Consider the following 24,479-nt stretch of genomic DNA (forward strand, 5'->3'; position numbering starts at 1 on the left):
CGTATGTCAAAACGCGGCGGTTCAGTCACGCGCGACGATCTCCCGATACTTGCTCACCACATGTTCGAGGTTATAGAACATGCGCGTTTCGCCAAGCGTTGCACCCAGCGGCGAGCGCCGCATTGCCGCGAGCACGCCGGGGTTCAGCCCCGCGACCCAGAGCGTCGTGCCGCTGGCCGCAAGACGCTTCTCGGCATCGGCCATCATCTTGAGCGCCGTGTATTCGACATCGAACACGCGGCTCAGATCGAGCACGACGATGCGCGCATTCGCTTCACGCACGAGCGGGCGCATCTTGTCCGCGACGCGTTGCGCGTTCGCAAAGAAGATGCGTCCTTCGGGACGCAGCAGCAGCAGGCCGGGAAACGCTTCGTCTTCGGGATGCCGCTTCGAGTCGCGCCGGAACACGTTCGTGCCCGGTATGCGTTTAAGTGCGTACACGGGCGGATCCGACACCTGATGCGCAAGCGCGAACAGCGATACGACGATCGCCACGACAATGCCCTCCAGCGTCCCGAGCAACACGACGCCCGCGCATGCAGACAGCGCCCAGACGAACTCGGTGCGGCGAATCTTCAGGATCGCGCGAAACTCGGCGGGGCTGAAGAGTCCCACCGAATAGAACACGACGACGGCCGCGAGCGTCGCGTGCGGCATCGGCGACATCAAGGGCGCGAAGATCAGGATGACCGCGAGCGCGAGCGCCGCCGTCACAAGGCCCGCGAGTTGCGTACGCGCGCCCGCCTGCCGGTTCACGGCGGTCTGACTCGTTCCGCCGCCCGACACCATCGCGCCGAGCAACGCGCCGCCCGCGTTCGCGAGCCCGGTCGCGAGCAGTTCACGGTTCGCGTCAGGCGTGGGTTCGTCGTTGCGCGCGAACGCGCGAGCCGCCGCGATGCTCTCCGTGAAGCTCATCAGCGCAATGCCCAGTGCATCGGGCCACAACCGCAATGCAAGCGACGCATCGGGCTTCGTCCATGACGGCAATCCCGCCGGCACCGCGCCGACCGTCTCGACGCCAAACTTGCGCAAGTCGAACACGGCCACCGCGATGATCGCCGCCGCGACGACGAACAACGGCGCCGGCGCGCGCGGCGCGAAGCGTCCGAGCAGAAGCAGCGCGGCAAGCGTCAGCAATGCGAGCGCCAGCGTGCCGACGGACGTATGCGGCAGCCCCGCGAGAAAAGCGCCGACATTATGAAAGAACGATCCCTTCGGATAATGAAGGCCGAAGAGCTTCGGCAGCTGGTCCATGACAATGACGACGGCCACGCCCGCCTTGAAGCCGACCAGTACCGGTTCGGAGATGAAGTTGGCGACGAAGCCGAGCCGCAGAATCGCGGCCGCGACGAGCATCATGCCGACGAGCAGCGTCAATGTGGCGTTCGCCACGGCCAGCATGCCCGGATCGTCATCGACGAGGACGACGCCGAACGCGTTGGCCGAGAGAATCGCGAGCGTGGTCGTCGTGCTCACGCTCAAGGCGCGCGACGTTCCGAACCACGCGTAGATGAACATCGGCACGCATGCCGTGTAGAGGCCGACCTGAACGGGCAACCCGGCGATGGTCGCATAGGCGAGCGCCTTCGGCACGACGACCGCCGCCGCCGCCAGCCCGGCGAGGATGTCGGCGCGCGCCCACTGCTTCTCGTAGCCGTGAAGCCATCCGGGCGCCAGGGACATGCGCCGCCGCATGGCTATGCCGTGTCCCGGCGCATCGCCTAGAAGCGCTCGGGCACGTATCTGAGCGGCCGCTCGCTTTCGCGATAGCCCTCCGGCTTCTGCCGCTTCGGCAGCTTCACTTTTTCGCGCGGCACGGGCTCGTAGGGAATGCTCGCCAGCAAATGGCTGATCAGATTCAGGCGCGCGCGGCGCTTGTCGTCGGAACGCACGACGTACCACGGCGCGTGGTCGGTGTCGGTCGCATCGAACATGTCGTCGCGGGCGCGCGAATAGTCGTACCAGCGGCTGTACGAGCGCAGGTCCATCGGCGAGAGTTTCCAGATCTTGCGCTCGTCCTGTATGCGCTCTTCCAGACGCCGCGTCTGTTCTTCCTGACCGACTTCGAGCCAGTACTTGAGCAGCACGATGCCCGAATCGATGATCGCGCGCTCGACGAGCGGCAAGCCTCTCAGGAACGTCGTCACCTGTTCGCCGGTGCAGAATCCCATCACTCGCTCGACGCCCGCGCGGTTGTACCAGCTTCGGTCGAACAAGGTGATTTCGCCCGCCGCGGGAAGATGCGGCAAGTAACGCTGCACGTACATCTGGGTCTTCTCGCGCTCGGTCGGCGCCGGCAGCGCGACCACGCGGAAGATGCGCGGACTCACGCGCTCGGTGATCGCCTTGATCGCGCCGCCCTTGCCCGCGCCGTCGCGTCCCTCGAAGACGATGCAGATCTTCGCGCCGGTATGCACCGCCCATTCCTGCAGCTTCACGAGTTCGACATGCAGGCGTGCAAGTTCCTTCTCATACTGTTTTCTGCTCAGGCGCTCACGCACGCCGGCGCCTTCGCGCGCGCTGCGCGCGTCCCTGACAGCCTTGTCGTCTTTCATCGCCGTGTCCTCGCGACACCGTCAGGTTTCATTGCGCCCGGGCATGACCTGCACCATGAGCGTGCGTTCCTTCCAGAACATGTTGTGGATGCGCGGCTGAAACGTGCGCAGCACGTGCGCTTCGATCGAATCGAAACTGACGACCGCGGCCGGACGTTCGCCGGTGCCGTGCACGCGCCGGATCGAATCGAAAGATGGAAAGCCGTAATGGCAGAGAAACTGACGGATTTCGTCGTCGGTCGTGGACTCGTCGACATTGCCTACCCAGAGATCGGCCATCGAGCATTCCTCCAAAGGGTCGTGCGGTAGTTTCGGAGCGCGGACCTCAGGTCGGTCCGTCGCGCTTCCCGGATCTGCGCTGCGCCAGCGGATTCAGCGCGACGACGAATATCAGAATGCCGAGGGCAAGCGCCAGCATTCCGTAGCGGAATTCCGGCTTCACGTCATACAGGACACCGTGGATCGTGAAATACAGCCCGCCGAGCCAGATGAACACGCCGGTCGAGGCAATCACCATGCGAGGCTCGTTCAGTCTCATCGAGGTCTCCCCGATACCGTGCGCGCGATAACTTCAGTTTAGGAAACTCCGCGCCTCTTCGTCACGCTATGTGACGTTCCCGATGCATGGTGCATGCGTTATTGAATCGAGTAGCCGCGTCCCTGCATGCAGGCGCCCCACGCGCGATAGTACGTGGTCATCGCGCCCTGACTCTGCGCCTGCGCGTTCGCCTGTTGCGCGCGCTTTTCCTGCCGCGCCCGCGCGCCGCCCGCCATCGTGCCGGCGACCGCGCCGACCGCCGCGCCCTTGCCGGCATCGCCCGCGATCGCGCCGATGGCAGCGCCGCCCGCCGCGCCGCGCGCCGCCCCGCCTACGCGCTGTCCGCCGCCCACGGCCGCACCGCCTTGCGGAGGCGGCGCCGTCGACGCCATCGCCGGATCGATGCCCGTGTTGCTCTTGGCCCAGCTATAGCACGCGCCATCGTCGTTTTGCTGTTGCTGTGCGCTTTGCCCTTTGGCCGGATACGCGATCGGCTTGCTCTGCGCGACAACATCCAGCGCGATCGCAGCCAGCACGATGGCGCAGCCCGCCCGTACACTCCTTGCTTTCATGACGACTCCTTGTTGAACCCGATGGTTCGCTAGGCGGCTTTCACCTCGTTCTCCAGCTTTTCGTTCTTCTCGAATGCCATGATGCTCTGCATCGTCGTTTCGCAGATGGTCGTCAATGCTTCGCGCGTCAGATACGCCTGATGCCCCGTTACGATCACATTGGGAAACGACACGAGACGCTGGAAGATATCGTCGGTGATGATTTCGCTGGACAGGTCGCGAAAGAACAGATCGGCTTCCTGTTCATAGACGTCGATTCCGAGTCCGCCCAGTTGACCGCTCTTCAGCGCCTCGATGGCGGCCTCGGTATCGATCAGCGCGCCGCGGCTCGTGTTGATGAGCAACGCGCCCGGCTTCGCGCGTCTGAGCGTTTCCGAATTGATGATGTGATGCGTCGCGGGCGTCAGCGGGCAAAACAGCGCGATGATGTCCGCCCGCCCGCCGATTTCGCCAGGCGTTGCATAACGCCCGCCAAGCGCTTCAAACTGCGGCGACGGATAAGGATCGAAGCCGATCACGTCGCAGCCGAAGCCGATCATGATCTGCGCGAACACGCAGCCGATCTTGCCCGTGCCGACCACGGCCACGGTCTTGCCGTACAGATCGAAACCGATCAGGCCGTCGAGCGAAAAATTCGAATCGCGCGTGCGGTTATAGGCGCGATGCACCTTGCGGTTGATCGCGAGCAACAGCGCCACCGCGTGTTCCGCAACCGAATTGGGCGAATAGTCGACCACGCGCACCACTTTCAGGCCGAGCTGAGCCGCCGCTTTCAGATCGACATTGTTGAAGCCCGTGCAGCGCAGCGCGATCAGGCGCGTGCCGCCCTTGTGCAGCGCCTCGAGCACGTCGGCGTTCGCTTTGTCATTGACAAAGACGCAGACCGCGCCGAAGCCCGCGGCGAGATCGACGTTATCCATGTCGAGTGATTCGTCGAAATACCGCAGCTTATGATTGGTTGCCTTGTTCGCCTCGTCGAGATACTGGCGTTCGTAAGGCGTCGAACTGAAAATCGCTACTTCCATGTCGTTCCCCTTGGGTCAACTGCCAGCCCACGATATCGCGATCTGCACGAACAGCACCTTGACGATGGTCATAGACGGAAAGATCATCGCGTACATAATGTCGGGCTGATCCGTCGGCGCAATGCGGTTCGCAAACGCGAGAATCGCCGGATTGCCGGTTGCACCGCAGATCACGCCGACCGACGTATCGAACGGCAGCCTGAAAATCCACAGGCAGCACACCGCCGTGACGCCCACCAGCACGAGCAGCGTGATCGCGCCGTACAGCAGCAGCAGCGGCCCGGCCGTGCCCACGGTCGCGACGAACTTCGGCCCGCATGAAATACCGACTTGCGCCAGAAAGATCGTGAGGCCGAGATTGCGCAGCACGAGATTCGCCGACAGCGGCATCACCCAGACGAACGGCCCGCTGCGGCGCAGCTTGCCGAGACAGAGCGCCACCAGCAGCAGCGCCGCCAGACCCAGACTGAATGCACCGAGACCGGGCACGGGCAGCGGCAGCGCGCCCGCCAGCAGCCCCACCGCCGCGCCGATGCCCAAGCAGATGAAACTGAGATCGGCTGTGGTCTTGATCGAATCGCCGAAGAACGCGCGGATTGTCGCGTGATGCGCACGGTTCACGAGCAGGCCAACGCGATCGCCCGCTTCGATAATGAGATCGGGCTTAGAGAGGAGATCGGCGTCGCCGCGGCGCACGTGCGCGATCGCGCAACTCACGCCTGCCGGAAAGCGGATGTCGCCGATCGCCATGCCGACGACCGACGCATTCGACGCGAACACGCGCATATAGTCGAGGTCTTCTCGATGGCTCGCCATTCTGCCCGGCTGCAATTCGCCGCATAGCGCGGTGGCCTCGTCGAGCAGACGGCGTTCGGTGGCCGTGGCGAGCAGCACGTCGTCGGATTGCAGCGTGAAGTCGTCGGTGGGTAACTGATTGTGATGCGCGCGCCGCACCGCCGCGATCGCCACGCCGTCGGGCAAGCGGCCCGCCAGCTCCGACAGTCTGAGACCGTAGAGACTCTGGTTTCTCAACGCGATTTCCGCCGTTTCGAGCACTTTCGAAGGCGGCTTCTGAATCTTCATCTTGAGCGCGATGTTCAGCACGTACAGAAACAATATCGGTCCCGCGACACCGAACGGATACGCGACGCTATAGGCGACGGCCGCGTCGTTGTTGTTCATCGACGCAATCGCGACTTGCAGACTCGCCGTGCTGGTGCCGCTGCCCGCGAACATGCCGAGCGCATCGGCGAGTGTGGCGCCGAAGGAGATGAAGCCGCACGACACGAAGCCCGCGATGATCACGCCGAGACACGCGGCCGCGTTGGCTTTCATGCCGTCGCGGCTCGTGAGGCCGCGGAAAAACTGCCCGCCGTATTGAATGCCGATGCCGTACAGAAACAGCAGCAGCCCGAGCGTGCCCAGCAGCGCGGGCGGCGCGGACTTCGGCGCAAACGCGCCGAGCGCGAGTCCGACGAACAGCACGGCGCCGGAACCCAGCGCCACGCCCTTGATGTTGATCTCCCCGATCAGATAACCCAGCGCGATGGTCAGAAACAGCGCGAACAGCGACTGATGTTCAAGAAACGTTCTGACTGCAACCATGCCGCCTCCGGTGATTGGACGAAGTCACGCAGCAGTACATGGGACATTAAAGGCGCTTTAGGGCTTGCAGTCCAGGGGTGTTGTAATCGCCATGCCGGATGGCCGTTTCGCCAGACGAGACAATATCGGGCAACGAATCGATTGATGCAGCGGCGAATCGGCGTGATCGCCTTTACGCGATGCGATAGATGCGCGCGGCCGTGTCATGCAGCATCGTGCGCTTTTCGGCGAGCGTGAAGCCGGCGATGGTTTTCAAATACGCATCGTAGAGTTGCTCAAAACTGCACGCGAGCTTGGCAATCGGCATGTGGCTCGCGAACATGCTGCGCGCCGGCCCGAAACATTCGATTGCATCGAGCATCCATGAACGCGTGACGTCGAGCGTCCAGTGAATGCCGAAGATGCACTCCAGCCCGAATATCTTGAGCGCGACGTTCGGGCTCGCGGCCAGCGCGGCGAGATCGCGTTTCCAGACGGCCCGGCCTTCGCGTGACAAATCGAGCGGCCAGCCCATCACGGGCAATACGAACTGGATCGACGGATGCGCCCGTACGAGCGTCGTGAGGTCGCGCAACTGAGGCGCGAAGACTTCGAGTTCGCACACGAACGCGCGGCCGTTCAGCACATCGATGCCGCGTAGCCATTGCGCATCGCTCATGAGATCGGGCCGCGATGCAAAGCGCAACGCAGCGTTCGACGGATGCCACGCAATGTGCTGACGCACGCAACGTATGCGTTCGATCGACGCGTATTGATCGAGCGTGCGCGCGACATCGTGCGCTGCGAAATCGATCATCGCGATCATGCCTGCGGCGTGCGCGGCGCCATCGAGCATCTCGTTTGCCCATTGCACTTCACCGGCGGCGTCGGTGGAGATGAACTCGGCCCACATCGTTGCGGCGATATCGAAGCCTTGCGTATCGCGCGCGTAGTCATCGGGAAGATAGACGCGCGGCATGGCGGCGTAATCGCCGACGAGCGCTTCGAAACCCGCGCTGCGCTGCTCGAAGACGGGATAGCGCAGACGCGCGGCATCGTAGAAATGCTGATGGCAATCGAGAATCGCAAGCGTTTCGTCGTTCATGATCGCATCGCCCGTTGGTCAGATTGCCCAGCACAGATCGTTGAGTTCAGCGCCGCATGCTTCGCAGAATCCGCGCCGCCGCATGCGCCGCCACTTCGCAGCCCAGCACGATATGCGCGTCGGCCGTGTCTTCGATGAAGTCGTGGCTCACGCCGCCGATGCTCGGCACGAACAGCATGCACGCCGGCACATGTGGCGCGATCACCTGCGCATCGTGCGACGCGCCGCTCGGCATGCGCTCCCATTGTCCCGGCGCGCACGCCTCGGCGGCATCCGCGAGATGCGCCTGGAGCGCCGCGTCCATCGTCACCGGTTCTTCGGGCGGCTCGGATGCGCGAATCGCGACCGTCGTGTTTTCGTGCGCGTTGAAATCGCGGATCAGCGCGGCGAGCGCGGCTTCCATCGCCCGCAGACGTTCGGCGCTGGCGTCGCGGAATTGCAGGGCCATCTCGGCCGCGCCCGGCACCACGCTGAACGAGCCCGGATCGAGTTCGATACGGCCGACTGTCCACACGGTATCGGCATCCGCGAGTGGTTTGAACGCTTCATTCATGCGCGCGATGAACGCGACGAGCGCGGCGCCCGCATCGCGGCGAATCGACATCGGCGTGGTGCCCGCGTGATTGCGCTGCCCCGTGAAGCGAAGCGTGAGCTCGCGAATGCCGACGATCGTCGTCACCACGCCGATCGACTTGCCGCGCGCCTCCAGCCGTCCGCCCTGCTCGATGTGCGGCTCCATGTACGCCTTGTGGCGCGTCTTGTCGAGGCGCACGCGCGGCGTGTTTGCAAGCCCGGCTTGCGCGAGCGCGTCGCCGAGCAGGACGCCTTCGCGATTGCGCGCGCTCATGATCGACTCGTCGATGCCTTCGCCGACGAAGCTGCGGCTGCCGAGAAAGCCCGAAAACGTGCCTTCTTCGTCGATCCACGAGGCGACGTCCACCGCGAAATGACGCGTCTCGTCGCACGCGGCCAGCGCGCGGGCAATCTCCAGACCGTAGATGACGCCCAGCGCGCCGTCGAGCCAGCCGCCGGTGGGCTGCGTGTCCGTGTGCGAGCCGATCAGGAGCGCGGGGCCGTCGTTGCGCGAGCGGCCGAACACGCTGCCAACGCCGTCGATCGATGCCGACAGACCCGCGTCGTTCATGCGCCCCGCGAGCCAGCGGCGCGCTTCCATGTCCACCGGCGACAGCGACAGACGCACGACGCCGGGACCGGTCGCGCCGAAGCTGCGCAGTCGTTTGAGGTCGTCGAGCAAGCGGTCCGGATCGATCTTCAGCACGAGCGTGTCCTTATGGTGAGAGAGAAAGGTGCGAGAAAAAAGTGCGAGAGAAAACGTGTAGCCTATCAGCCCTCACGCGTGCGCCCGCGCCTCGCGGCGCACTTCCTGCGGCGGCAGGCCGAAGCCGCGCATGAACGCTTCGCGCATATGACGCCGGTCTCGGAAACCGGTCTCCTGCGCGATCGTCTCCAGCGAATGGCGGCTCTTTTCGATCATCAGCCGCGCCGCCTCCAGCCGCAATCCTTCGATGGCTTTCGCAGGCGACTGTCCCGTCTCCTGCGCGAACACGCGGCTGAACTGACGCGGACTCAGATGCGCCTCGCCCGCGAGTTCCTCGACCGTCAGCGGCCGGTTCAGATTCTTGCGCGCGTAATTCAGCGCATTCTGGATGCGATCCGACTTCGGCGCGAGATCCAGCATTTCCGAATGCTGCGACTGTCCGCCCGCGCGCCGCTGATGCATCACGAGCTTGTGCGCGACCGAGCGCGCCACGTCCGCGCCGAGATCCTTTTCGACCATCGCGAGCGCGAGATCGAGTCCGGCCGTCATGCCCGCCGACGTCCACACCGGACCATCGACGATATAGATGCGGTCTTCCTCGACGCGCACGTCCGGAAAGAGCCGCTGCAAGTCGCGCGCGAACGCCCAGTGCATGGTCGCGCGCCGGTTCGCGAGCAGCCCCGCCTCGGCCAGCACGAAGCCGCCCGTGCAGATGCCCGCGATGCGCCGCGAACGCGTGCTCGCGCGGCGCAGAAACGCGAGCAATGCGGCGGATGGCGGCGTGTCCAGCGGTGCGTTGACGCCCGCCGCGATCCACGTGTCCATCGCGGTGCGCGACGTAACCGCGCGCGTCTCGACCTTCATGCCGAGCGACGAACGCACTTCGCCGCCCGTCATCGAATAATTTTCGATGCGATAGAACGTGATGCCCGCCGTCTCGTTCGCATATTCGAACACCGATTGCGACGCGAGCGCCATGACCTGAAAACCGTCACTCAACAAATAGCCGATGCGATGCATGTCCGTTCTCTCCGCCCGATGTCCTGAAACGTGACCATATACGTCATTTGCGCCACGGTCAAACGGGACCACAATTCACTCATGCAATCCAACCACTTGTATCCGAACGGAGTGAAATCATGACGCAGGAACACCTTGGCACGGCGCTCGTCACGGGCGCATCGTCCGGCATCGGCGCGGTCTATGCGGAGCGCCTGGCGCGGCGCGGCTACGACTTGATTCTCGTCGCGCGCAATCGCGACCGGCTGGCGGCGCTCGCCGAGCACCTCACCAACGAGACGCATCGCAGCGTCGAAATCATCGATGCCGATCTGAACGACCGCGCCGCGCTCGCCGCCGTCGAAGCGAAACTGAAGGACGACGCGAGCATCACGCTGCTGGTGAATAACGCGGGCATCGGTACGCATACGCCGCTGCTCGACAGCAACGTCGACACGATGACGCGCATGATCGATCTCAACGTCACCGCGCTCACGCGTCTCACCTACGCGGCGGTGCCCGGTTTCGTCGCGCGCGGCAAGGGCGCGGTGATCAATATCGCGTCGATCGTGAGTATCGCGCCGGAGATTCTCAACGGCGTGTACGGCGGCACCAAGGCGTTCGTGCTGGCGTTCAGCCAGTCGTTGCATCGCGAACTATCGGGCAAGGGCGTGCGCATTCAGGCCGTGTTGCCGGGCGCGACCGCGACGGACTTCTGGGAAACCGGCGGCCTGCCGCTCGACAATCTCGACAAGTCGATCGTGATGTCGGCCGGCGATATGGTCGATGCGGCGCTCGTCGGCTTCGATCGCGACGAACTCGTGACGATTCCGTCGCTGCACGACGGCGCGAAGTGGGACGCGTATGAAGCGGCGCGTCAGGCGATGGCGCCGGTGTTGTCGACCAACACGCCGGCTGAGCGATATACGCGTCGGGAACGCTAGGACGCCGCCGTGCGGCGCGCGCCGAGAAACGCGAGTCCCGCCGCACCCAGCCCCAGCGCCGCCACCGCGATCCATAACGCGATGGAAAACGACCCGGTATGCGCGGCGATCGGCGCGGCGACCAGCGGCCCGATGATCTGCCCCAGGCCGTAAGCGCCGGTGGCGTAGCCCATCAAACCTGCGGCGGCGTCGCCGCGCAACCGGCGGGCCTCGCGCATCGCGAACAAGGTGATGGCCGTGAACGGCAGCCCGAGCAGCAGGCTGCCGAGCCCGAAGCCGAGCGCGGTCGGAAACTCGATGCCCAGCCAGATGCCCAGCGCCTGAATCACATAGCACGCGGCCAGCAGCAGCCGGTTGTCCCAGTGCAGCGGCAACCGCGCCGCGCCCAGCGCGCCCGCCATCAGCGCGAGCCCGAACGCCGGCCAGAACAGGTCCGGCCACGACGACCCCGGCAACGCCTGACGCGCGATCACCGGCAGGAACGTGGCCGTGATGATGTAGCCAAATCCCGCCAGCCCGTAGAGGCCGATGAGCCACGCCGAATCGGCGCGAGCGGACGCGGGCAGCGCATGCCCGGATATACGGCTGCCGCCGCGCGCCGCCGACGTTGCGCTCGCGAAAGTTTTCCAGACGACCGCCACCGCCAGGCACGAGCACGCCGCGAAGCCGATCCACACCCACGGCGGCGGCACGGCTGCGGCGGCCGCGGCGGCGCCCAGCAATCCCGTCGCGATAATGCCGACGCCCGGCCCCGCGTAGATCACGCCGCCCAAGCCGTGCGCGTCGAGTTCGGCGAGCCGCCGCAAACCCCATTGCGACGCGAACACGAACGCCCACGCGCTGACGACGCCCGCCACGAAACGGATCGCGGCCCACAGCCAGAACACGTGGACGACGCCCATCGCGAGCGTGAGCACGATCGTCGATGCCAGCGCGAGCCGCACCATGCGCGCGTGATCGACGCGGATCGCCGCGCACGACAGCGCGCCGATCAGATAGCCCGCGTAATTGGCCGACGCGAGCCAGCCGCCGTGACGGATATCGAGCGCGCCGCTATTGAGCATCAGCGGCAACAACGGCGTGAACGCAAAGCGCCCGACGCCCAGCGCCACCGCCAGCGCGACGGCGCACGCGAACGCCGCATGTCGCGCGGGATGAATGGACGTCGATGAAGCGTGTGCAGGCGTAGCCATGAGCGATAGTCAGAAGCACCGATGCGACGATCCTAGCTTGACCGATGCATCTTGAAAAATGAATAATGAAGATGTCATCAATCTTTTTGAGAGATCATGGATCTGTCGGCACTGACCATCTTCCGGGCGGTCGTCCGGGAGAACGGCGTGACGCGGGCAGCGGCGAAGCTCAACCGCGTGCAGTCCAACGTGACGACGCGCATCCGCCAGCTGGAGGAGACGCTCGGCGTCGATCTGTTTATCCGCGACGGTCGGCGTCTCGTGCTGACGCCCGCCGGCGAAACGCTGCTGCCGTATGCGGAGCGTCTGCTGGCGCTTGCCGACGAAGCGCGCCACGCCGTCAGCGAAAATCGCCCGCAAGGCCGCCTGCGGCTCGGCACGATGGAAAGCACCGCCGCGAGCCGACTGCCGCGCGTGCTGGCGACCTACCATCAACGCTGGCCGCAGGTGACGCTGGAACTGGTGACGGGCGTGACGCGCGCGCTCATCGACGGCGTGCGCGCGTTCGATCTGGACGCGGCGCTGATGGCGCGTCCGATCGAACCCGATGCGCTGCCCGTCGAACAGTTCGAATCCGTGCCGGTTTTCCACGAAGAACTCGTGCTGCTCACGCCGCGCGGCCAGCATCCGGCGGCAACGGCGCACGATGCCGCCGGACTCACGCTGGTGGCGTTCGAGCGCGGCTGCGCGTACCGCTCGTATGCGATGCGCTGGTACGAATTGCAGGGAATCCGTCCGGCGCGGGTGCTGGAGCTTGGTTCGTATCACGCGATTGTCGCGTGCGTGGCGGCGGGTGCGGGCGTCGCGGTGGCGCCGCGCTCGGTGCTGGAACTGGCGCGGCTGGACGGCGAAGTCGATCTGCATTCGATCGGCGATCTGGGCCGCGTCGACACGCTGCTCGTATGGCGCAAAGGGCATTTCTCGGCGGCGCTGAACGTGCTGCGGGAGTTGCTCGGCGAGCGCGTGTAAGCGGTCAGGTCGGCGTTCTGGACGCGACATATTCCGGCTGCCAGCAGCGCAGGCCGAATAGCGGCACGACGCCGTAAGCATGATCCAGCATGTCCGATTGCAGTTTCTCGTACGCCTCCCAGCGAATCTCGTCGACATAAAGATAAATCTCCAGCGCGACGATCGGCGCCGCCGATTGCACCTGACGAATCACGACCGGCAGATCGTGCCGCACGGCCGGATGATCGCGAAAATAGCCGCTCAGATAGCCGCGATACAAACCGAGATTCGTGCGGCGCTCGTCTTCACCCGTCACAAGCGGCCGTTCGATGACTTCGCGCAGACGCGCGAGCAATGCGTCGTCGGGGAAGCGGATGGTGTCCACATCGAAGTGAATCGCATGTTTCAGGCGCCGCCCGCCGGATTCCGTCATGCCGCGCCAGTTCTTCACACTGTTCGTCAGCAGTAACTGGCTCGGCAACATCACGATGGTGTTGTCGAAGTTGCGTACCTTGATGGTGTTCAGCGCGATATCGATGACGGTGCCATCGGCGACGAAGCCGGGCACTTCGATCCAGTCGCCGACACGCAGCATGTCGTACGCCGCGAGCTGGATACTGGCAACGAAGCCGAGCAGCGAGTCGCGGAAGATGATGATGAGCAACGCCGTGATCGCGCTTAGGCCGGTGAGGAGATAGACGGGCGAACGCTCCATCAGCAGCGAAACCACGGCGATCAGCGTGACCAGATAAACCACGATGGTGGCGATCTGCAGGAAGCTCTTGATCGGCCGCTCGCCCGACGAAGGCACATGGCTGTAACGTTCCTCGATGCTGTCGCGCAGCGCGAGCGCCGCGCGCAGCAGCGTGTAGACCATGTAGCAGGCCGCGAGAATCGCCAGCGGCCGGCCGAGCGCCGCGATCAGCGGGAACGTGAGTCCGGAGAGCAGCGGCGCCGACGCATAGATGATTCCGGCGGGCACAAGCGGCGCGAGCCGGTGAAACACGCGATGGCGCTCCGCAGCGCTCAGCCACTTGCGCCCTGGCTTGCGCGCCAGCCGGTTCACGATCAGCAGCATCAGCGTGCGCGTCACGTAATAGCAGACGGCGCTCGCGAGCAGAATCGACAGCAGCAAGGCCACGATCAGCAGAATCGCGACGACCCAGCTTTCCGTGTGGACGTAGACGTGCGGCAAGCCCGGTCCGCTTTCGATGTGAAAAATCCCGTCGAACATGGACGCTCCCGATACCGGAGAACCGATGTTGCTGCGCGGATCGGGGCCGGCGGATTGGTCAGTCAGATCGAACGTGAGGCTTTTTTGCAGCGTTGGCTATTGTAGTGGCGTAGCGGCGGTCCGCTTTGCGCGGTGGACCGCATGGGCGGCTACGCGCGCCGCCCGCGAATCGCTCACGCGATCTGCGCGATGCGCAGAAGATTGGTCGTGCCCGGCGTGCCGAACGGCATGCCCGCCGAAATCACGACAGTGTCGCCCGTCGCGCCGAAACCTTCCTCGCGCACGGTCGCGCAGGCCAGTTCGCTGATTTCGAGCATGTCCGCGACTTCCCTGCATACGACCGGATGCACGCCCCACACGAGCGCGAGACGCCGCGCCGTCCCGATCTGCGGCGTCATGCCGACGATCGGCGCGCCCGGCCGCTCGCGCGCCATCCGCAAGGCCGAGTAACCGGAGCACGTATATGCGACGGTGGCCGCGGCGTCGAGCAGGCCCGTCACGTGGCGCATCGCATAGCCGATCGCATCCGACGTGTTCGCGCGCGGCGCCGCGTGCGAAGCGGCGATCACTTCGCGGTAGTACGGATCGCGCTCGGTCTGCGCGATGATGCGGTCCATCATGCGCACCGCTTCGACGGGATATTTGCCGCTCGCCGATTCCGCCGACAGCATCACGGCGTCGGCGCCGTCGTAGATGGCGGTCGCCACATCCGAGGCTTCGGCGCGGGTCGGCACCGGAGCGGACACCATCGATTCGAGCATTTGCGTGGCCACGATCACCGGCTTGCCGGCCTTGCGGCACGACCGCACGATACGCTTCTGGATCGCCGAAACCTGTTCGGCCGGCATCTCGACGCCGAGATCGCCGCGCGCGACCATCACGGCATCCGCCTCCTCGACGATCGCATCCAAACTGCCGATCGCAGCCGGCTTCTCCAGCTTGGCCACGATGCCGACCCGATCCCCGACGATCTCGCGCACCTCGCGAATGTCTTCAACGCGCTGCACGAAAGACAGCGCCAGCCAGTCGATGCCGAGCGTCAGCCCGAACTCCAGGTCGCGCCGGTCCTTCTCCGTCATGGCCGAGAGCGGCAGCACGACATCCGGAACATTGACGCCCTTGCGCTCAGAAAGCGTCCCGCCGACGATCACGGTCGTTTCCGCGAAGTCGCGCCCGCAACGCTCGACGCGCAGCTGAATACGGCCATCGTCGAGCAGCAGATTGGTCTGTGGCTTGAGCGCCGCGAAAATTTCGGGGTGCGGAAGCGCGACGCGCGTGGTGTCGCCGGGTTGCGTCGCGTCGAGATCGAGCCGGAACGACGCGCCTTTGTCCAGCACGACCGGGCCGTTCGCAAACGTGCCGATGCGTAGCTTCGGCCCTTGCAGATCGAGCAATACGCCGATGGGCCGCCCCGCCCGCTTCTCGACGGCGCGGATGACTTCGAGCCGCCGCTGATGATCTTCGTGCGTGCCGTGGCTGAAATTCAGCCGGAACACGTCGGCGCCCGCCTCATGCAGCGCTTCGATGGTTTCGTGACTCGTGCTCGCGGGACCCAGCGTGGCAACGATCTTGGCGTTTCGAGTGCGGTGCATCCGTCGGCTCCTTTCAGGCCGCGCGGGCGGCTGATTGATCGACCGGCGCGCGCAATGCGCCGGTCTGTGTGTGCCTGAACTTTACCCACATCATGACTCCAAAACCGGGGCTAAACTTAAAGTATCGTTAACTTTTATTCACGAATAATCTCGACCGCGCCCGATGCCCGATACCGTCCAACCCGCCGATCTGAGCTTCTTTTCCACGCTGTCCGCAGCCGGCAGCCTGAGCGCCGCCGCGCGCGAGCTGGGCCTCACGGCGGCGGCCGTCAGCAAGCGTCTCTCGCAGATGGAAACGCGCGCGGGCGTGGCGCTCGTCAATCGCACGACCCGGAGGATGATGCTCACGCCCGAGGGCGAGCTGTATCTCGAACACGCGCGCCGCATTCTCGACGAAATCGACGAACTCTCGGAACTCTTAGGCTCCGCGAAGCGCAGTCCGAAAGGCCTGCTGCGCGTGAACGCGACGCTCGGCTTCGGGCGCAGCCACGTCGCGCCGGTGATATCGCGGTTCGTCGCGCAATATCCGCAGGTGGCCGTGCAGCTTCAGTTGTCGGTCACGCCGCCGCCGCTCACCGACGATGCCTTCGACGTCTGCATCCGCTTCGGCGAGCCGCCCGATACGCGGGTCGTCGCGCGGCGGCTCGCGGCGAACCGGCGGCTGTTGTGCGCCGCGCCGTCGTATATCGCGGCGCGCGGCATGCCGCTCACCGCGCACGATCTCGCGCGGCACAACTGCATCGGCATCCGCCAGGGCGACGAAGCCTATGGCGTGTGGCGTCTGGTGTCGGGCCGGGGGACGTCGCGCAAGACGGAGGCGGTGCGCATCAACGGCACCCTGACCACGAACGACGGCGAGATCGCCGTCAAATGGGCGCTCGAAGGGCACGGCATCCTGATGCGCGCCGAATGGGACATCAAGCAGTATCTGGCGCAAGGTTCACTCGTTCGCGTGCTGCCCGATCACGAAACGCCGAACGCGGATATCTTCGCGGTCTATTCCCAGCGGCATCAGATGTCGAACCGGATTCGTGCTTTCGTCGACTTCATCGCGCACGAACTCGAAGGCGAAGTCGCCGCTACCAGTTCGAGCTGACCGGCGACGGGCCGTCGGCATGCTGCCCGAGATAGTCGCGCAAATGCTCGACGAAGCACGCCACTTTCGCCGACAGGTTCAGGCGCTCCGGGTAGACGGCGTAAATGTCGGCGGGCGGCGTGTCGTAGTCGCCCAGAACCTGCACCAGCCGGCCGCTGCGCAGATATTTGGCGACGTCCCACTCGGCGCGCATCAGGATGCCCTGTCCTTCGAGCGACCAGTTGAGCGCGACTTCGCCGTCGTTGGTGCTGAGCTTGCCGTGCACCTTGACCGTCTCCGTGCGTCCGCCGCGGCTCAGGCGCCAATTGCCGTACGCCGCCTCGTTCTGCCGCAGGACGATGCACTGATGCTGCGTCAGATCATGCGGATGCGCCGGTTCGCCGGCCGCACGCAGATAGACCGGCGAGCACACGAGAAGCCGCCGGTTCGAGGCAATTTTCTTGGCGATGAGGCGTGAATCCGGCATTTCGCCGAAGCGCACCGAAACGTCGATGCTTTCGTCGGGCAGGCTGACGGGCCGGTCGGTGAGATGCAGTTGCACTTCGACGTCGGGGTAATTCACGCTGAAGACGGAAATCGACGGACCGATATACGAGCGGCCGAATCCGAGCGGCGCATTTACGCGCAGCAGTCCTTTCGGCGCGGCGCGGCTGCTCGACACGAGGCGTTCCATGTCGTCGATGTCGCTCAGAATGCGCTGGGCATTCGCGAAATAGACCTCGCCTTCGCTCGTCAGGCTGATGCGCCGGGTCGTGCGATTGAGCAGACGGACGCCGAGCCGGTCTTCCAGCGCCGAGAGCCGGCGCGAAACCGCCGGCGGCGTCAGGTTCAGCTCCCGCGCCGTGGCCGCGAGGCTGCCTTGCTTTACCAGCAGACAGAAAAAGCTCAACTCCGAGTCCGTGTTCATTCGTGAATTTTTTGCAATGATGTTTTAAGTTTAGCTCGATTCATACGCCGTTCAATCGGTTCTAACCTGCATTCCGACAACAGAAAAAACAAAGAAAGACGCGCCTCTTCAAGACATCGAAGACCGGCGCCAAGCCGCGACAGACGGCCCGACATATCGATCAGTTATCGGAAAACGGAGACATTCCATGGTTACGGATCTGGAGAAACGCACCCTGCGCAAGGTCAGCTGGCGCATCGTGCCGTTCATCATGCTGCTGTACTTCATCGCCTATATCGACCGCGTCAATATCGGCTTCGCCTCGCTCACGATGAAATCGGATCTGGGTTTCAGCGCCTCGATTCTCGGCTTCGGCGCGGGCATCTTCTTCTGGGGCTATTTCCTGTTCGAAGTGCCGTCGAACATCGTGCTGCACAAGGTCGGCGCGCGCATGTGGATTGCCCGCGTCATGGTCACGTGGGGCATCATTTCCGCGTGCATGGCCTTCGTCACAGGGCCGACGAGCTTTTATATCGTGCGGTTTCTGCTTGGCGCGGCCGAGGCGGGCTTCTTTCCGGGCATCATCCTGTATCTCAGCTACTGGTTCCCGGCGCGGCACCGCGCGGGCGTGACGGCGTTCTTCATGGCCGCAGCGCCCATCTCCACCGCGATCGGCTCGCCGCTTTCCGCCGCGTTGCTCGAAATGAACGGCGTCATGGGCCTGCACGGCTGGCAGTGGATGTTCATTCTGGAAGCCATCCCCGCGCTGATTCTGGGTGTCGTCGTCTTTTTCTATATGACCGACAAACCCGAAAAGGCGAAGTGGCTGAAGGAAGACGAGCGCAACTGGCTGGTCGGCGTCATGAATCAGGAAGCCGCCAGCCGGGCGGGCAGCGCGAAGCACGGCATCCTCAGCGGTCTCGCGAATCCGCGCGTGCTGGCGCTCTCGCTGATTTACTTCGGGACGTCGGCGGGTTTGTACACGCTCGGCATCTGGGCGCCGCAGATCATCAAGCAACTCGGAGTTTCGTCGATGACCGTCGGCGTGCTCAACGCGATTCCGCCCGTCGTGTCGATCGTCGCGATGATCTTCTGGTCGCGCCACTCCGACCGCACCGGCGAGCGCACGTGGCACGTCGTGCTGGCGTGTGTCGCGGCGGCGATCGGTCTCGTGATTGCGGCGATGCCGAGCAGCGTGGTCGGACTGATCGCGGCGCTCACGTTGGTGAATATCGGCATCAGTTGCGCGAAGCCGCCGCTCTGGACCATGCCGACGATGTTCCTGTCCGGCGCCGCCGCTGCCACCGGCATCGCCGCGATCAATTCGATCGGCAATCTCGGCGGCTTTGCGGGTCCGGTGATGATCGGATGGATCAAGGACCAGACGGGCAGCTTCAGCGGCGGTCTGTACTTCGTTGCCGGTCTGCTCGTGATGTCCGCGGTTCTGACGCTGTTGCTGGCACGCTCGCAGAAGTCGCCGGTCACGCCGGGGAATGCCACGGCGCACTGACACGGAAAGCACGTTCCCGTTGACGGACAGGCCGCGAGCGCATCGCGGCCTGTTTGCGCATCGGCGTCAGGCAGTCGACGCGCGCAAAGGCGCGGGCGGCACGACAGCTTCGACACGGCCGGTTTTGACGTCGTAGACGAGGCCCGACACGATCAAACCATCCGGCAATTGCGTATTTGCCCTGAGCGCCGCGATATCGAGCGTCACCGCCCTGTACGGATCGGTGATGGCGAGATCGTCGAGGGCGTCGGGCTCGACGTCGAGATGCTTCGCGAGCAGCGCGGGCGCATGCCGGTGACAACCGATGATGCCGCAGTCCGTGTGCTGAAGCAGCACGAGATTGCGCGCGCCGTCCGGCCGTCCGGCCGCCTTCGCGACCACGCTCAGCACCGCCAGCGTCTCCAGCAGCGCTTTATTGACGCGCCCGCCGACATTGCGAATGACAGCCGCTTCCCCCTGTTCCAACCCGAGCACATTCACGGGATCGACCCGTGGATCGACGCAGCCGACCACGACCGTGCCCGTCGACGGCATCATCTTGAGTTCGGGCGCGAACCCGGTCTCGGCGAAGCTGGCGTTGCGCTCCAGCATGACATCGTTGAAGTTCATCTTGCTCACTCCTTCGTGGATACGTTCTGCGGACATTCAGCCGATCACTTCGAGTTCGCGCGCCGGTTCCTCGCCGGGCGCGCGCAGCGAACGCTCCACGACATGCATCTTCGGCGTGCGGTCGATCACGAGGCCGAGCACGTCGGGGCGGCTGTAATGGCCGCGCGAATCCATCATGCGTTTGCGCTTGTCGATCTGCCAGAAGTCGAGATCGGCGATGATCTCGCCCTCGCCTTCACGCAGCGGCTCGCCGCCGAGATACTCGCCCGAGGGCGAAACGATCGCCGTGAAACAGCCGCTTGAAATCGGGCCGATCTGGGTCGTGTTGGTGTCCTGCAAGATCTGTTGTTGCTGCTCGGGCGTGAGCCACGCGGTCGCGTTCACGACGAACGCGCCCGCCTCCAGCGCATGCTGGCGGATGTTCACGGAAATCTGCTCCGAGAAGAGATCGCCCGCGAACGAGCCGGGATACATCGCCGAATGAATTTCCTCGCCATCGGCCATCAGGGCATAGCGCGCGAGCGGGTTGTAGTGCTCCCAGCAAGCGAGCTGACCGACGCGGCCCACGGCGGTATCGATGGCGCGCAGGCCCGAACCGTCGCCCATTCCCCAGACCATCCGCTCGTGATAGGTGGGCGAGAGTTTGCGGCGGCGCTGCACGAGCGTGCCGTCGGCGTCGAACAGGAGTTGCGTGTTGTAGAGCGTGCCGCCGTCGCGCTCGTTGACGCCGATCGACACCACCATGCCGGCCTGCCGCGCGGCATCGCCGATCGCTCGCGTGGTCTCGGACGGCACGACCACCGCCTGTTCGAGCAGCTTGTAATGCTCGGCGCCCATCGCGAACGGCGCTTCGATGAACGAAAAATACGGGTAATAGGGCACGACGGTTTCCGGGAATGTCGCGAACTGCACGCCCTTCTTCCCGAGTTCGAGGATTTTCCTGACGACCTTATCGACCGTGCCTTCCCGGCTATAGAGTACGGGCGCGATCTGAACGGCCGCGGCCCGGATGACTTTCGACATGACGCGATTCCTTTTGCTGAACGTGACGCAAATGAGTGGATGGCTTGTACGTGCTTGTACGTTAAGGCTTCTCGTCGTTACCATGAGGTCGTTGTTGCCACCTTTTATGCCATCCCTGTCCGCGCCCCGAGCGGCTTGTGCGTGCGGTCGAGTTCGGGAACGCTGGAGTGAATATGCATCGCGTCGGTTTTATCGTGCCGCAACGATTTCAGATGATGAGTCTCGCCGCGCTGACGGCTTTCGAGATCGTCAACATGCCGCCCAAGGGTCCGTGCTACGACATCCGTCTGCTGTCGCCGCACGGCGGTCCGGTGCAATCGTCGGGCGGCATGACCTTGCAGACCGAGCCGTTCGGCGAGCCGGCGTTCGACACGATCATCATCGGTTCCATCACCGAGATGAAAATTCCGCCCTCCGACCCGGCGATGCTCGCGTTCGTGCGCGAAGCAGCTCAAGCATCGCGGCGGATTGCATCCATTTGCAGCGGCGCATTCGTGCTGGCCGAAGCCGGGCTGCTCGACGGCCGCCGCGCGACAATGCATTGGGCGCATGCCGCCGAATTCAGAGCCCGCTTTCCGCACGTTACGACCGAAGAAGACCGCATCTTCATCAATGACGGTCCGGTGTGGACATCGGCCGGCATGACCGCGGGCATCGATCTCGTTCTGGCGTTGATCGATAACGATCTCGGTCCCGATACCGCCAAGCTGGCCGCCCGCCTTCTCGTGATGAACCAGCGCCGGCTCGGCGGACAATTGCAGCATTCGGCCTTGCTCGACATGACACCGAAGTCGGATCGAATCGAATCGGTGTTGGTGCATATCCGCAGGAATTTGCGCAATGCGCTTTCGGTCGAGGAACTGGCCGCCGTCGCCAATCTAAGCCCGCGCCAGTTCAGCCGCGCTTTTCAGGCCGAGACGGGTCAGTCGCCGGCAAAAGCCGTGGAGCAGCTGCGTCTCGAAGCCGCGCGATTCATGATCGAGCAAGGCCGGCACGCCATCAATGTCGTGGCGAAGGAAACCGGCTTTACGGACCGCGAACGCATGCGTCGCGCGTTTCTGCGCACCTTCGGCGTGCCCGCGGAAGTCCTGCGCAGAAACGCACGGCGGGAACCCGTCGAAAGCTGACGCCGTCTCGCGCCATGCCTGCGAAGCATGGCCTCCTGCCTACAAAGTCTTTTTCATCCGGATCGGCCCGCTCTACATTGCATTCCATCGACGGCAGCGAACGCTGCCCTTCTTCAACATCTCGATGGAGTCAATCATGGACCAGCCAGTCATTCTCATCACAGGCGCGCTCACCGGCATCGGCCGCGCGACGGCGCTCGCTTTCGCCGACAGCGGCGCGCGCATCGTCGTCTCCGGACGGCGTGAAGCCGAAGGCAAGGCGCTCGAAGCCGAACTGCGCGAACGCGGCGCCGAAGCCGTGTTCATTGCCGCCGACGTGCGTCACGACGACAGCGTGCGCAATCTCGTCGATGGCGCCGTCGCCCGCTTCGGCCGCATCGACGCCGCCGTGAACAACGCGGGCACGGAAGGCGCGCCCGGCGCGATCGTCGATCAGAGCGCCGCAAGCTACGCCGCCACCTTCGACACCAACGTGCTCGGCACGCTGCTCAGCATGAAGCACGAATTGCGCGTGATGCAGGCGCAAGGCAGCGGCAGCATCGTCAACGTGTCGTCCACTTACGGGCATGAAGGCGCGGCGTTCGCGTCGGTGTATGCGGGCAGCAAGCACGCGGTCGAAGGCATGACGAAATCCGCCGCGCTCGAAGTGGCGTCGCTCGGCGTGCGCGTGAATGCGGTGGCGCCCGGCCCGACCGACACCGGCATGCTCGAACGCTTCACGGGCACCGCCGAGCGTCGCGCCGCGCTCGCCTCGAAGGTGCCGCTCGGCCGTCTCGGCACGCCCGGCGATATCGCGCGCGCGATCGTATTCGTCGCATCGGACGCGGCGTCGTTCATGACGGGACAGATCGTCACCGTGGATGGCGGCAAAACCGCCGGCTAAAGCAGCGGTTCGCAGCGCGTCTTTTTCCACGCATACCCGAGGGTTGAATCATGAAAGAACTGGCAGGCAAGACCGCGCTCGTGACGGGCGCATCGCGCGGTATCGGACGCGCATCCGCCATCGCGCTGGCACGAGCGGGCGCGGGCGTGCTGATTCACTACAGCAGCGGCGAGCAGGAAGCCGATGCCGTCGTCGCGCAGATTCGCGCGGCCGGCGGCACCGCGCAAAAGGTGCAGGCCAACCTGCTCGATGCGGACGGGCCGCACCGGCTCGCCCGCGTCGTGCGCGAAGTGATCGGCGAGCGGCTCGATATTCTCGTCGCCAACGCGGGCATCTCGAGGCCCGCGAGCATCGAGGAGACGACCGTCGAGGACTTCGACGCGCTCTTCGCCGTCAACGTGCGCGCGCCCTTCTTCCTCGTGCAGCAGTTGCTGCCGGTCATGTGCAAGGGCAGCAGCATCGTGCTGTTGTCGTCGCTTGCGGCACGCGCCGCGGTGGGCAGCATGCCCGCGTACGCGTCGACGAAAGGCGCCGTCGATACGCTCGTCACGCACTTCGCGTCGGCGCTCGGGGAACGCGGCATCCGCGTGAACGCGATCGCGCCGGGCGTCGTGGACACCGACATGTCGAACTTCACGAAGACCGAAGCGGGCCGCGCGGCCACGCTCGGGATGCAGGCGCTCAAGCGCGTCGCGCAGCCCGACGATATCGGCGACGCGGTGGCGTTCCTCGCATCGGATGCGGCGCGCTGGATCACCGGCGAAACGCTGCATGTCGATGGCGGCTCGAAGCTCTGATTCAGACCGGGTGATGTATTCTGTTTCGCACGGGGTCGCGATCATCTGGTCTTCACGGGCAAACATGGAACTGCGACATCTGCGCTATTTCATTGCGGTGGCCGAGACGGGCAGCCTGACCGAAGCGGCCGAGCAGCGATTGCACACGTCGCAGCCTTCGCTCAGCCGGCAGATTCGCGATCTCGAAGATCAAGTGGGCGCCAGCCTTTTCGTGCGCACGGCGCGCGGCGTCGAGTTGACCGCGGCGGGACGCGCGTTCATCGAGCATGCGCGGATTGCGCTGAATCAGGTCGAGGCGGCGGTGGAAGCCGCGCGACGCGCCGCCCAGCCCGCGAAGCAACGTTTCGCGCTGGGCTTTCTCACGGGCCAGGAGATGAACTGGCTGCCCGACGCGATGCACGTGCTGCGCGACGAACTGCTGAACGTGGATGTCACGGTATCAAGCGACTATTCCACCGAGCTTGCCGAAGCGGTGGCGCGCGGAAGGCTCGACGTCGCCTTTATGCGCGCCGAGCCTGATTTCGATCTAGCTTACGAGATTGTCGACCGTGAACCGCTCGTCGTGCTGATGCCGAGCGATCACGCTCTGGCCGCGCGCGACAAGGTCGCCGTGCAGGATCTCGCCGGTGAATCCTTCATTGCGATGGCGGGCAAAGCGCGGTTCCTGCGCACGGTCGTCGACGACTATCTCGAACGCTCGGGCGTGAAGCTCGAGCCCGCGCAGACGGTCGACAATCCGGCGATGGTCATGTCGCTCGTGGCATCGACGCGCGGCGTCGTGCTCATTCCTTCTTACGTCGAGAATTTGATGCCGTGGTCGGTGACGAGCCGACCGCTCGCCGGCGACGTGCCGACCATCGATCTCGCTGTCGGCTTCAGCCCGAAGAATCAGTCGCCGACTTTGCGGTTGTTTCTTTCGCGCCTCGATGAACTCAAGGCGCGCCACGCCGGGCGGCATTCGCGCACCTGACGCGCAATAC

The 24,479-nt window shown here is 64.7% G+C and carries 24 protein-coding genes; 8 read left to right on the plus strand and 16 right to left on the minus strand.

Annotation, left to right across the window (positions count from 1 at the left end; genetic code table 11):
• Positions 1–21: 21 nt before the first annotated feature.
• The 10 genes from BRPE64_RS29340 to BRPE64_RS29385 form a co-directional block, all read right to left on the minus strand.
• Positions 22–1,695, minus strand: a complete 1,674-nt coding sequence (locus BRPE64_RS29340; RefSeq protein ID WP_016348633.1) for a SulP family inorganic anion transporter — start codon at positions 1,693–1,695, stop codon at positions 22–24.
• Between the two features lie 26 nt (positions 1,696–1,721).
• A complete protein-coding gene (gene ppk2, locus BRPE64_RS29345; RefSeq protein ID WP_016348634.1) occupies positions 1,722–2,555 on the minus strand; it encodes a polyphosphate kinase 2 in 834 nt (277 codons plus the stop codon).
• 21 nt (positions 2,556–2,576) lie between these two features.
• Positions 2,577–2,834 (minus strand): RNA recognition motif domain-containing protein, encoded by a 258-nt coding sequence (locus BRPE64_RS29350; protein ID WP_016348635.1) that lies wholly within the window; start codon positions 2,832–2,834, stop codon positions 2,577–2,579.
• Between the two features lie 46 nt (positions 2,835–2,880).
• Complete coding sequence (locus BRPE64_RS29355; protein WP_016348636.1) at positions 2,881–3,072, minus strand: DUF2964 family protein; 192 nt, start codon at positions 3,070–3,072, stop codon at positions 2,881–2,883.
• A gap of 119 nt (positions 3,073–3,191) precedes the next feature.
• Positions 3,192–3,665: a glycine zipper domain-containing protein gene (locus tag BRPE64_RS29360; RefSeq protein WP_044043558.1), complete on the minus strand. Its 474-nt coding sequence runs from the start codon at positions 3,663–3,665 to the stop codon at positions 3,192–3,194.
• A 29-nt stretch (positions 3,666–3,694) separates the two neighbouring features.
• The gene (locus BRPE64_RS29365) at positions 3,695–4,690 is read right to left on the minus strand and encodes a 2-hydroxyacid dehydrogenase (protein ID WP_016348638.1); all 996 of its coding nucleotides are present in this window, start codon (positions 4,688–4,690) and stop codon (positions 3,695–3,697) included.
• A gap of 15 nt (positions 4,691–4,705) precedes the next feature.
• On the minus strand, positions 4,706–6,295 hold the full coding sequence (locus tag BRPE64_RS29370; protein WP_016348639.1) for an aspartate:alanine exchanger family transporter: 1,590 nt from the start codon (positions 6,293–6,295) through the stop codon (positions 4,706–4,708).
• A 172-nt stretch (positions 6,296–6,467) separates the two neighbouring features.
• Complete coding sequence (locus BRPE64_RS29375; RefSeq protein WP_016348640.1) at positions 6,468–7,379, minus strand: amidohydrolase family protein; 912 nt, start codon at positions 7,377–7,379, stop codon at positions 6,468–6,470.
• A gap of 46 nt (positions 7,380–7,425) precedes the next feature.
• Entirely contained in the window at positions 7,426–8,658 is a 1,233-nt protein-coding gene (locus BRPE64_RS29380) for a Zn-dependent hydrolase (RefSeq protein WP_016348641.1), read from the minus strand.
• Between the two features lie 72 nt (positions 8,659–8,730).
• Positions 8,731–9,678 (minus strand): GlxA family transcriptional regulator, encoded by a 948-nt coding sequence (locus BRPE64_RS29385; protein WP_016348642.1) that lies wholly within the window; start codon positions 9,676–9,678, stop codon positions 8,731–8,733.
• A 119-nt stretch (positions 9,679–9,797) separates the two neighbouring features.
• On the opposite strand from BRPE64_RS29385, the gene BRPE64_RS29390 reads away from it, so the two are divergent.
• Entirely contained in the window at positions 9,798–10,601 is an 804-nt protein-coding gene (locus BRPE64_RS29390; RefSeq protein ID WP_016348643.1) for an SDR family NAD(P)-dependent oxidoreductase, read from the plus strand.
• On the opposite strand, the gene BRPE64_RS29395 is transcribed toward BRPE64_RS29390, so the two are convergent.
• Positions 10,598–11,794: a YbfB/YjiJ family MFS transporter gene (locus BRPE64_RS29395; protein ID WP_016348644.1), complete on the minus strand. Its 1,197-nt coding sequence runs from the start codon at positions 11,792–11,794 to the stop codon at positions 10,598–10,600. The two genes, BRPE64_RS29390 and BRPE64_RS29395, sit on opposite strands and share 4 nt — an antisense overlap.
• 96 nt (positions 11,795–11,890) lie before the next feature.
• On the opposite strand from BRPE64_RS29395, the gene BRPE64_RS29400 reads away from it, so the two are divergent.
• Positions 11,891–12,763, plus strand: coding sequence for a LysR family transcriptional regulator (locus BRPE64_RS29400; protein ID WP_016348645.1), 873 nt, complete (start codon positions 11,891–11,893; stop codon positions 12,761–12,763).
• Between the two features lie 4 nt (positions 12,764–12,767).
• On the opposite strand, the gene BRPE64_RS29405 is transcribed toward BRPE64_RS29400, so the two are convergent.
• Both BRPE64_RS29405 and pyk read right to left on the minus strand, forming a co-directional pair.
• Positions 12,768–13,976, minus strand: a complete 1,209-nt coding sequence (locus tag BRPE64_RS29405) for a mechanosensitive ion channel family protein (RefSeq protein ID WP_016348646.1) — start codon at positions 13,974–13,976, stop codon at positions 12,768–12,770.
• A gap of 173 nt (positions 13,977–14,149) precedes the next feature.
• A complete protein-coding gene (gene pyk, locus BRPE64_RS29410) occupies positions 14,150–15,568 on the minus strand; it encodes a pyruvate kinase (protein ID WP_016348647.1) in 1,419 nt (472 codons plus the stop codon).
• A gap of 163 nt (positions 15,569–15,731) precedes the next feature.
• Here pyk and BRPE64_RS29415 point away from each other — a divergent pair, with 163 nt between their 5' ends.
• Positions 15,732–16,664: a LysR substrate-binding domain-containing protein gene (locus BRPE64_RS29415; RefSeq protein WP_016348648.1), complete on the plus strand. Its 933-nt coding sequence runs from the start codon at positions 15,732–15,734 to the stop codon at positions 16,662–16,664.
• On the opposite strand, the gene BRPE64_RS29420 is transcribed toward BRPE64_RS29415, so the two are convergent.
• Positions 16,648–17,571, minus strand: coding sequence for a LysR family transcriptional regulator (locus BRPE64_RS29420; protein ID WP_016348649.1), 924 nt, complete (start codon positions 17,569–17,571; stop codon positions 16,648–16,650). The two genes, BRPE64_RS29415 and BRPE64_RS29420, sit on opposite strands and share 17 nt — an antisense overlap.
• Before the next feature lie 187 nt (positions 17,572–17,758).
• On the opposite strand from BRPE64_RS29420, the gene BRPE64_RS29425 reads away from it, so the two are divergent.
• The gene (locus BRPE64_RS29425; protein WP_016348650.1) at positions 17,759–19,060 is read left to right on the plus strand and encodes an MFS transporter; all 1,302 of its coding nucleotides are present in this window, start codon (positions 17,759–17,761) and stop codon (positions 19,058–19,060) included.
• A 66-nt stretch (positions 19,061–19,126) separates the two neighbouring features.
• Here BRPE64_RS29425 and BRPE64_RS29430 read toward each other — a convergent pair whose 3' ends face one another.
• Positions 19,127–19,669, minus strand: a complete 543-nt coding sequence (locus BRPE64_RS29430) for a carbonic anhydrase (protein ID WP_044043872.1) — start codon at positions 19,667–19,669, stop codon at positions 19,127–19,129.
• Between the two features lie 36 nt (positions 19,670–19,705).
• Positions 19,706–20,692 carry a nitrilase-related carbon-nitrogen hydrolase gene (locus tag BRPE64_RS29435; RefSeq protein WP_016348652.1) on the minus strand — a complete coding sequence of 329 codons (987 nt, stop codon included), beginning with the start codon at positions 20,690–20,692 and terminating at the stop codon, positions 19,706–19,708.
• A 173-nt stretch (positions 20,693–20,865) separates the two neighbouring features.
• Between BRPE64_RS29435 and BRPE64_RS29440 the strand changes: the two genes are divergently transcribed.
• The 4 genes from BRPE64_RS29440 to BRPE64_RS29455 all read left to right on the plus strand — a co-directional run bounded on the left by BRPE64_RS29440 (position 20,866) and on the right by BRPE64_RS29455 (position 24,469).
• Positions 20,866–21,819 (plus strand): GlxA family transcriptional regulator, encoded by a 954-nt coding sequence (locus tag BRPE64_RS29440; RefSeq protein WP_016348653.1) that lies wholly within the window; start codon positions 20,866–20,868, stop codon positions 21,817–21,819.
• A gap of 136 nt (positions 21,820–21,955) precedes the next feature.
• On the plus strand, positions 21,956–22,702 hold the full coding sequence (locus BRPE64_RS29445; protein ID WP_016348654.1) for an SDR family NAD(P)-dependent oxidoreductase: 747 nt from the start codon (positions 21,956–21,958) through the stop codon (positions 22,700–22,702).
• A gap of 50 nt (positions 22,703–22,752) precedes the next feature.
• Positions 22,753–23,499 carry an SDR family NAD(P)-dependent oxidoreductase gene (locus BRPE64_RS29450; RefSeq protein WP_016348655.1) on the plus strand — a complete coding sequence of 249 codons (747 nt, stop codon included), beginning with the start codon at positions 22,753–22,755 and terminating at the stop codon, positions 23,497–23,499.
• 64 nt (positions 23,500–23,563) lie between these two features.
• Positions 23,564–24,469: a LysR family transcriptional regulator gene (locus BRPE64_RS29455; RefSeq protein ID WP_016348656.1), complete on the plus strand. Its 906-nt coding sequence runs from the start codon at positions 23,564–23,566 to the stop codon at positions 24,467–24,469.
• Positions 24,470–24,479 lie beyond the last annotated feature (10 nt).

Origin of the sequence: Caballeronia insecticola (assembly GCF_000402035.1) — a bacterium.
GTDB classification, from domain to species: domain Bacteria; phylum Pseudomonadota; class Gammaproteobacteria; order Burkholderiales; family Burkholderiaceae; genus Caballeronia; species Caballeronia insecticola.